This is a genomic window from Kitasatospora sp. NPDC059646 (assembly GCF_042734615.1).
Lineage (GTDB): Bacteria > Actinomycetota > Actinomycetes > Streptomycetales > Streptomycetaceae > Kitasatospora.
The window spans coordinates 182460-188968 of sequence record NZ_JBHWDS010000008.1 but is presented as its reverse complement, the minus strand read 5'-3'; the positions used below and the strand labels follow the sequence as shown (position 1 = coordinate 188968).

General features: G+C 74.1%; 4 protein-coding genes and 1 riboswitch. Of the genes, 3 read left to right on the top strand and 1 reads right to left on the bottom strand.

The features are described 5' to 3' along the window. Positions 1 to 86: 86 nt before the first annotated feature. The gene (locus ACFV1L_RS08210) at positions 87 to 2183 is read right to left on the bottom strand and encodes a G8 domain-containing protein (RefSeq protein ID WP_380364003.1); all 2097 of its coding nucleotides are present in this window, start codon (positions 2181 to 2183) and stop codon (positions 87 to 89) included. Positions 2184 to 2664: 481 nt separating this feature from the next. Beyond that, positions 2665 to 2836: riboswitch (cyclic di-AMP (ydaO/yuaA leader) on the top strand. 5 nt (positions 2837 to 2841) lie between these two features. Between ACFV1L_RS08210 and ACFV1L_RS08205 the strand changes: the two genes are divergently transcribed. From ACFV1L_RS08205 to ACFV1L_RS08195, 3 genes are all read left to right on the top strand, one after another. Then, positions 2842 to 4098 carry a transglycosylase family protein gene (locus ACFV1L_RS08205; protein ID WP_380364001.1) on the top strand — a complete coding sequence of 419 codons (1257 nt, stop codon included), beginning with the start codon at positions 2842 to 2844 and terminating at the stop codon, positions 4096 to 4098. A gap of 125 nt (positions 4099 to 4223) precedes the next feature. Beyond that, positions 4224 to 4424, top strand: coding sequence for a hypothetical protein (locus ACFV1L_RS08200; RefSeq protein WP_380363999.1), 201 nt, complete (start codon positions 4224 to 4226; stop codon positions 4422 to 4424). Positions 4425 to 4534: 110 nt separating this feature from the next. Further along, positions 4535 to 6466, top strand: coding sequence for an AMP-dependent synthetase/ligase (locus tag ACFV1L_RS08195; protein ID WP_380363997.1), 1932 nt, complete (start codon positions 4535 to 4537; stop codon positions 6464 to 6466). The last annotated feature ends 43 nt before the right edge of the window (positions 6467 to 6509 follow it).

The following is a 6509-nucleotide window of genomic DNA, read 5'->3' as shown; positions in this document are numbered from 1 at the left end:
GGGCGGGAGCAGCGCATCGACGCGCTCCCGCCCGCCGCGCTTTCCGCTCGGCTGACGCGCCTCAGCGGAGCGCTCCGCGCGGCGCGTCAGCCGGTGACCCGCCCGGTGCGGGGCGCGCTGTCGGTGAGCTTCGGTGCGGGCAGCGCGACCTGACGGGGCGGGACGGCTGCGGTCGCGGGGGCGGTGGCGGCGTTCCACGGCCCGGGGGCGAGTCCGGGGCCGGGCTTGCCGAGCGCGACCGTCCCCGACTGGCCGGCCTTGCGGAACAGGATCTGCTTGGGCGCGGGCGCCTCCGGGTCGAGCCAGAGTTCCGGGCCGTCGCCGAACTCGCAGTCCAGCACGGCGATGTCGTCGGGCCTGCCGTCGGAGGTGGCCCGGAACGCCACCCCGGCCTTGCGGTAGCCGGTGAGCCGACTGCGGCTCAGGGTGACCTGCTCGCCGTCGAGTTGGTGCTTGAGGGTGGCCACCGCGTAGTCGGAGTGCCCGGCGGCGTCGATCAGCAGCCCGTCGAAGACGGTGCCCTTGTCGCGGCCGAGCGCGTGCACGGCGATGCCGCCGGCCGCGTTGCCGTACAGCACCGAGGCGGTGTAGTCGAAGTCGTTGAGGTAGGCGCCGTGCTCGATGCCCCAGCCGCCGTTGTGGTAGGCGACGAAGCCGGTGACGGTGTGGTGGTGTTCGGCGTTCAGCCAGACGAAGACGCCGTTCTCCAGGTTGTTGTGCGCCAGGCAGTTCTCGAACGTCCACACCCCTTCGGCGGTCTCCGGCCACTCGTACCCGGACGCGCCGGTGGCGCCCTGCACGCCGACGGCCACGCAGTCCCGCGCGGTCGATCCGGTGCCGGCGCCCAGGCTGAAGCCGGTGAGCCGGTAGCCGCGCGGGTTGGGTTCGAAGACGGTGCGGGAGGCGACGCAGCCCAGGTAGCCGATGTCGTCGGAGGGGCCCTGCGGGGTGCGGGTGTCGAGAGGGCCGTCCCACCAGTACGCGTCCTCCCAGGTGTTGTGGGAGATGCAGCCGCGGAAGGTGATGCCGTGGCTGTGGTGCGGCACGAACGCGTGGCTGCCGCTGTCGCGGACCACCACGCCCTCGACCACGGTGCCGCGCGAGGTGTCGAGCAGCATGTGGAAGTGCAGCCCGTACCGGCCGAGCACCGGTTCGGTGACGGGCTGCCCGTTCCAGGTGTCCTTGCCGGTGGTGCGCGGGCCGAGCCGGCGCAGCGCCGCGTGCCGGACGTCGGCGGGGCGGCTGGACGTCAGGTGGACGTGGGCGCGGCCCTGTTCGGTGCCTTCGACCCGGACGTTGCGGGTCAGGTTGAGCACTTCGGCGCCGAAGGTCGCGCCGCCGCCGACGCCGACCCGCGGGTGGGCGTGCTGGAGCGGTGCGGTCAGCGCGACGTCGCGGCCGTCGATCCGTTGGACCGTCACCAGGTCGTAGGAGGTGGAGAAGGACTCGGCGTCGGGCGGGGCGGTCGGGGTGACGGCGAGTTCGTCGCCCGGCTGCCAGCCTTCGGGGGCGGCGGCGAGTCGCAGCACGGTGTCGCCGGGCTTCAGGTCGGCGGCGGCGCGCACCCAGGCGGTGCGGGGCGCGCCGTCCAGCCGGAGGTAGCCGTGTCCGGTGACCCACAGGCCGGTGTCGGTGTCGACGACGGTCGTGCCGCCGCCCCGGAAGCGGCGTTCGTCGATGTCGGGGAAGCGCAGGGTGTGGGTGTGCGCCTGGTCGGGCGCGAGTGCGAGGGTGCCGCGGACTTCGACGTTGCCGCCGCTCTCCAGGGTCAGCGAGCTGTCCTTGGCGAAGACCAGCGAGCCGCCGGTGTCGATCAGCAGCGAGCCGACCCGGGCGTCGGTGTCGAGCACCACCCGGTCGGTGATCCGCACGGCGCTGCCCGGACCGGGGACCTTGCCGCCCCAGCCCTTGGCGTCCGACCACGTGCGCCCGCTCTCGTCGACCGGCGGCGGGGGCGGGGTCGGCTGCGGGCCGGAGGCGGCGGGAACGGCGCGGGGGTGCTGATGGCCCGTCGCCCCTGCGCCGGGCGGCGGCGGGGCGGCCTCCTCCGCCGCCCCGGCCAGCGACTGGCGCAGCACCATTCCCCCGCCGACCGCCGTCACGGTGCCGACCGCCAGCCAGGTCAGCATCCGCCGCCGTCCGATCGGCGGCCGCCGGTGGCGCCCGTTCTCCCAGTGCTCCACGATGGCCGCCTCCCGAACGCGTGCAGGGACTCCGAATCGTCGGGGGCAGCATAGGCGGCGGGCCGGACGGAAATGCGCGACTTCCGCGCGGGTTAAGCATTATGACGTACCGTCAGGCCGGTGCCGGAATTCCGCGGCCGTGCGGGCGGGCCGGGCAACCGCCGGAACGGAGCGGGACATTCACCCGCAAAACGTCCCCGCTGCCCGTGATCAAAACGCCCAGCGGGGTGAATACTCCCGCACGCCGCTGCATAACACCCCAAATCGGACTCAAGATCGTCGAATTCCTGACGTGCGCCCAGTTCTCGCCATTCACAGCGGAGTTCGTCCGGAATTCCTTGATCGCGTTTTTCGGGCCCGGTGATGCCCGTCACAGGCATTTGCGAATCATCCTTAAATCCGCTTAATCTCCTGCCCACGTTCGTGGACACACGGACCCAGCTCACCCGGAACGCCGAGTCCTGCCGCCGGGTGGGCCGGCTGATGCGAGACGCACCGCGGCAGGGGCGGGGGAACCAGGTAAGTCGCCCTGGGCGGGTCCACGGACCGGTCCGGGGCTTGGGGTGAAGCCGTGCGCGCCGACAGGTGTGCGCGGCCGGGCGACTCCGGCCCGAATCCGACAGCTCACCTCGCAGGCGTGGGAGAGGAACGCATCTTCATGCTGCCCATCAGCGCCAAGCGCGCCCGCCGTCTGATCGCGACCACCGGTGTCGTGGGCATCGGCCTCTCGATCCCCTGCCTGACGGCCGGCACCGCCTCCGCCGCCTCGGTGGCCACCTGGGACAAGGTCGCCCAGTGCGAGTCCAGCGGCAACTGGTCGATCAACACCGGCAACGGCTTCTACGGCGGTCTGCAGTTCACCGCCTCCACCTGGGCCGAGTTCGGCGGCACCGCGTACGCCGCGCGCGCCGACCTGGCCACCAAGGACCAGCAGATCGCCGTCGCCGAGAAGGTGCTGGCCTCGCAGGGCCCCGGCGCCTGGCCGGTGTGCTCGATCCAGGCCGGTCTGACCAAGGGCGGCGCCGCCCCGCAGGTCGACACCTCCGCGAACACCGCCGCGCCGGCCGCCCCCGCCGCCAAGCCGGCCCAGGACACCGCCCAGCAGCAGACCCAGGCGCCGGCCCCGAAGCCGCGCCGGCAGGACCAGGGCCAGACCCGCCGCCAGGCCGAGCAGGGCGCCCCCGCGGCCGACCGGGCCGCCGGCAGCTACACCGTGGTGGCGGGCGACTGGCTGTCCACCATCGCGCAGCGCCAGCACGTCGAGGGCGGCTGGCAGAAGCTGTACGAGCTGAACCGCGACGTGCTGACCGAGGGCCCGGACGTGATCTACCCGGGTCAGCAGCTCGCGCTCGGCAACGTCTCGGTCGCCGAGGCCCCGGCCCGGCAGTCCGCCCCGGCCGCCAAGTCCTCGTCCAACGGCTCGAACTGGAAGGGCGACCGCTCCGGCGGCCAGTCCTCCGGCACCGCCAAGAGCACCGCCAAGAGCACCGCCGCGGCCCAGCCGAGCACCACCGCCAAGAGCACCGCGACCACCGCCACCGCCACCAAGGCGACCGGTTCGAAGGCCGCCGCGATCGACTTCGCGCTGTCGAAGGTCGGCCAGGCGTACATCTACGGCGGCACCGGCAACGGCGGCTGGGACTGCTCGGGTCTCACCCAGGCGGCGTTCCGCCAGGCCGGCATCAGCCTGCCGCGCGTCGCGGCCGACCAGGCCGACTACGCGACCCGCGTCTCGCTGGACAGCCTGCAGCCGGGCGACCTGCTGTTCTGGTCGAACAACGGCGCCAACTCGGGCGTCTACCACGTCGCGCTGTACGTCGGCGACGGCAAGTACGTCGAGGCCGCCAACCCGAGCGCGGGCGTGCGCACCATGACCATCGCCAACTGGGCGCCGGACTTCGCCGGTCGCGTCTGATCCCGCCCCTCGCGAGGTGACGGACGCCGGTCCGTGAGCGCCGCTGCCCCGGAGACCCTGGTCGGCTCCGGGGCAGCGGCCTATCCTCGGCCGGAAGCACTTCATCGGGACCGGGGAGCGTGGCGATGGCGAAGCTGACGATCACTCTGGAGGCGGACCTCGCGCTGGAGGTGATGATGCGTCTGGGAGTGAGCAGCCCGCAGGACGCGGTGGAGCTGCTGGTGCGGGACTTCCTGGCCACCGGCCGGCGCACCGAGGCGCGGACCGGCGGGAGCCGGGAGGGCGAGCGGTTCGCCGGTCCGGCGCCGGACGCCGAGCAGGGCTGAGTCCGGAGGCTCGACCAACCTCTGTTACTTGCAAGGAACTTACCGTCTAGTAAGTTCGCGGCCGAGTCCCTACCCTGGGCGGACCCCACCCCCCTCCAAGGGAGTTCGCCATGGCACACCCCCTCGCCCGTGCCGCCCGCGCCGAACACCTGCGCGACCGCGCCCCCGTCGAAGTCCTGCGCTCCGGCGGCCGGGTCGTCGAGGCCCGCACCCCCCACCTCGTCCCGCCGCCGGACGCCGGCAGCCTCGCCGACCTGCCGTTCCGCAACGCCCGGGAAGCCCCGGACGCCGAGGTGCTGACCCGACGCCGGCCGGACGGCGGCTGGCAGCACGTGACGGCCCGCCGGTTCGCCGACGAGGTCGCCTCCGCGGCCCGCGGCCTGGTCGCGGCCGGGGTGCGGCCCGGCGGGCGGATCCTGCTGATGTCGCGCACCCGCTACGAGTGGACGCTGCTGGACTTCGCGGCCTGGGCGGCCGGCGCGTCCCTGGTCCCGGTGTACCCGACCTCCTCGATCGAGCAGGCCGAGTGGATCGTCCGGGACTCCGGCGCGGTGCTGGCCGTCGCGGAGGACGCCGCCACCGCCGAGGTGCTGACCGTGGCGATCGCCCGCACCGGCGGCACGGTGCCGCTGTGGCGGCTGGACGAGGACGCCGTCGGCGCCCTCGGTGAGCTCGGACGGGCCGTCCCGGACGCCGAGTTGACGCGGCGCAGGGAGGCGCTCGGCCCGGACAGCGAGGCCACCCTGATCTACACCTCCGGCACCACCGGCCGGCCCAAGGGCTGCCTGCTGACCCACGCCAACTTCCTCACCGAGGCGGCGAACTGCCACGCGATGCTGGAGCCGGTGTTCAGCGCGGCGACCGGCGAGGAGCCGTCCACCCTGCTGTTCCTGCCGCTGGCCCACGTGCTCGGCCGGATGATCCAGGTGACCTGCGTGTACGGCCGGATCCGGATCGGCCACAGCCCGTCCCTGAAGCCCGACGAACTACGGCCCGACCTGGCCGCGTTCGGCGCCACCTTCCTGGTCGGCGTGCCCTACCTGTTCGAGAAGATCCACCAGTTGGGCCGGGCCGAGGCGCAGGCCAAGGGCGCGGCGCGGGTCTTCGACCGGGCCGCCGCGGTCGCGGTGCGCTACGCCCGCGCCGAACTCGCCGCGCTGGCCGGGGAGGGCCCGCACGCGCCGCTGTCGCTGCGGCTGGCGCACGGCCTGTACGACGCCCTGGTGTACCGCCGGGTGCGGCAGGCGATGGGCGGCCGGATCCGCTACGCGATCAGCGGCGGCTCCTCGATCGACCCGGAGCTGCTGCTGTTCTACGCCGGCGCGGGCGTGCTGGTGTACGAGGGCTACGGGCTGACCGAGACCACCGGCCCGTCCACCGTGAACCCGCCGCTGCGGCCCCGCCCGGGCACCGTCGGGCCCCCGGTGCCGGGCAGCGCGGTGCGGGTCGCCGAGGACGGCGAGGTGTTCCTGAGCGGCAGTCAGCTCTTCGACGGCTACTACGAGTCGGGGGCCGGGCGGCCGGTCCGGCAGCAGTGGTTCGCCACCGGCGACCTGGGCCGGCTGGACGAGGACGGCTACCTGACCGTCACCGGCCGCAAGAAGGAGATCCTGGTGACCTCCGGCGGCAAGAACGTCTCCCCCGGCCCGCTGGAGGACCGGCTGCGCGCCCACCCGCTGATCAGCCAGTGCCTGGTGGTCGGCAACGGCCGGCCGTACGTGGGCGCGCTGCTCACCCTCGACCCGGAGGCGGTGGAGCGCTTCCTGCAGGAGCGCCCGCCGGCCCCCGGCGGCGGGGCGGAGACCGGGGCGGCGCCGGAGGTGAGCACCGCCGTCCCGCTGCACCGCACCGTGCTGGCCGCGCTCGCCGAGGCCGTGCGGGCCGTCAACTCGACCGTCTCGCGGGCCGAGTCGATCCGCCGGGTGCGGGTGGTGTCCGGCGACTTCACGGAGGAACGGGGCCTGCTCACCCCGTCGCTGAAGGTCCGCCGGCAGGCCGTCGGCACCGCCTACCGGCGGGACATCGAACAGCTCTACGGCTGAACGCGCCCGCGGCCCCCGCTCCGGGCGGAACGGGGGCCGCGGG

Coding starts and splice junctions, on each gene's coding strand:
- ACFV1L_RS08200 (WP_380363999.1), top strand. CDS start 4,224: ATGGCGAAGCTGACGATCACTCTGGAGGCGGACCTCGCGCTGGAGGTG.
- ACFV1L_RS08205 (WP_380364001.1), top strand. CDS start 2,842: ATGCTGCCCATCAGCGCCAAGCGCGCCCGCCGTCTGATCGCGACCACC.
- ACFV1L_RS08195 (WP_380363997.1), top strand. CDS start 4,535: ATGGCACACCCCCTCGCCCGTGCCGCCCGCGCCGAACACCTGCGCGAC.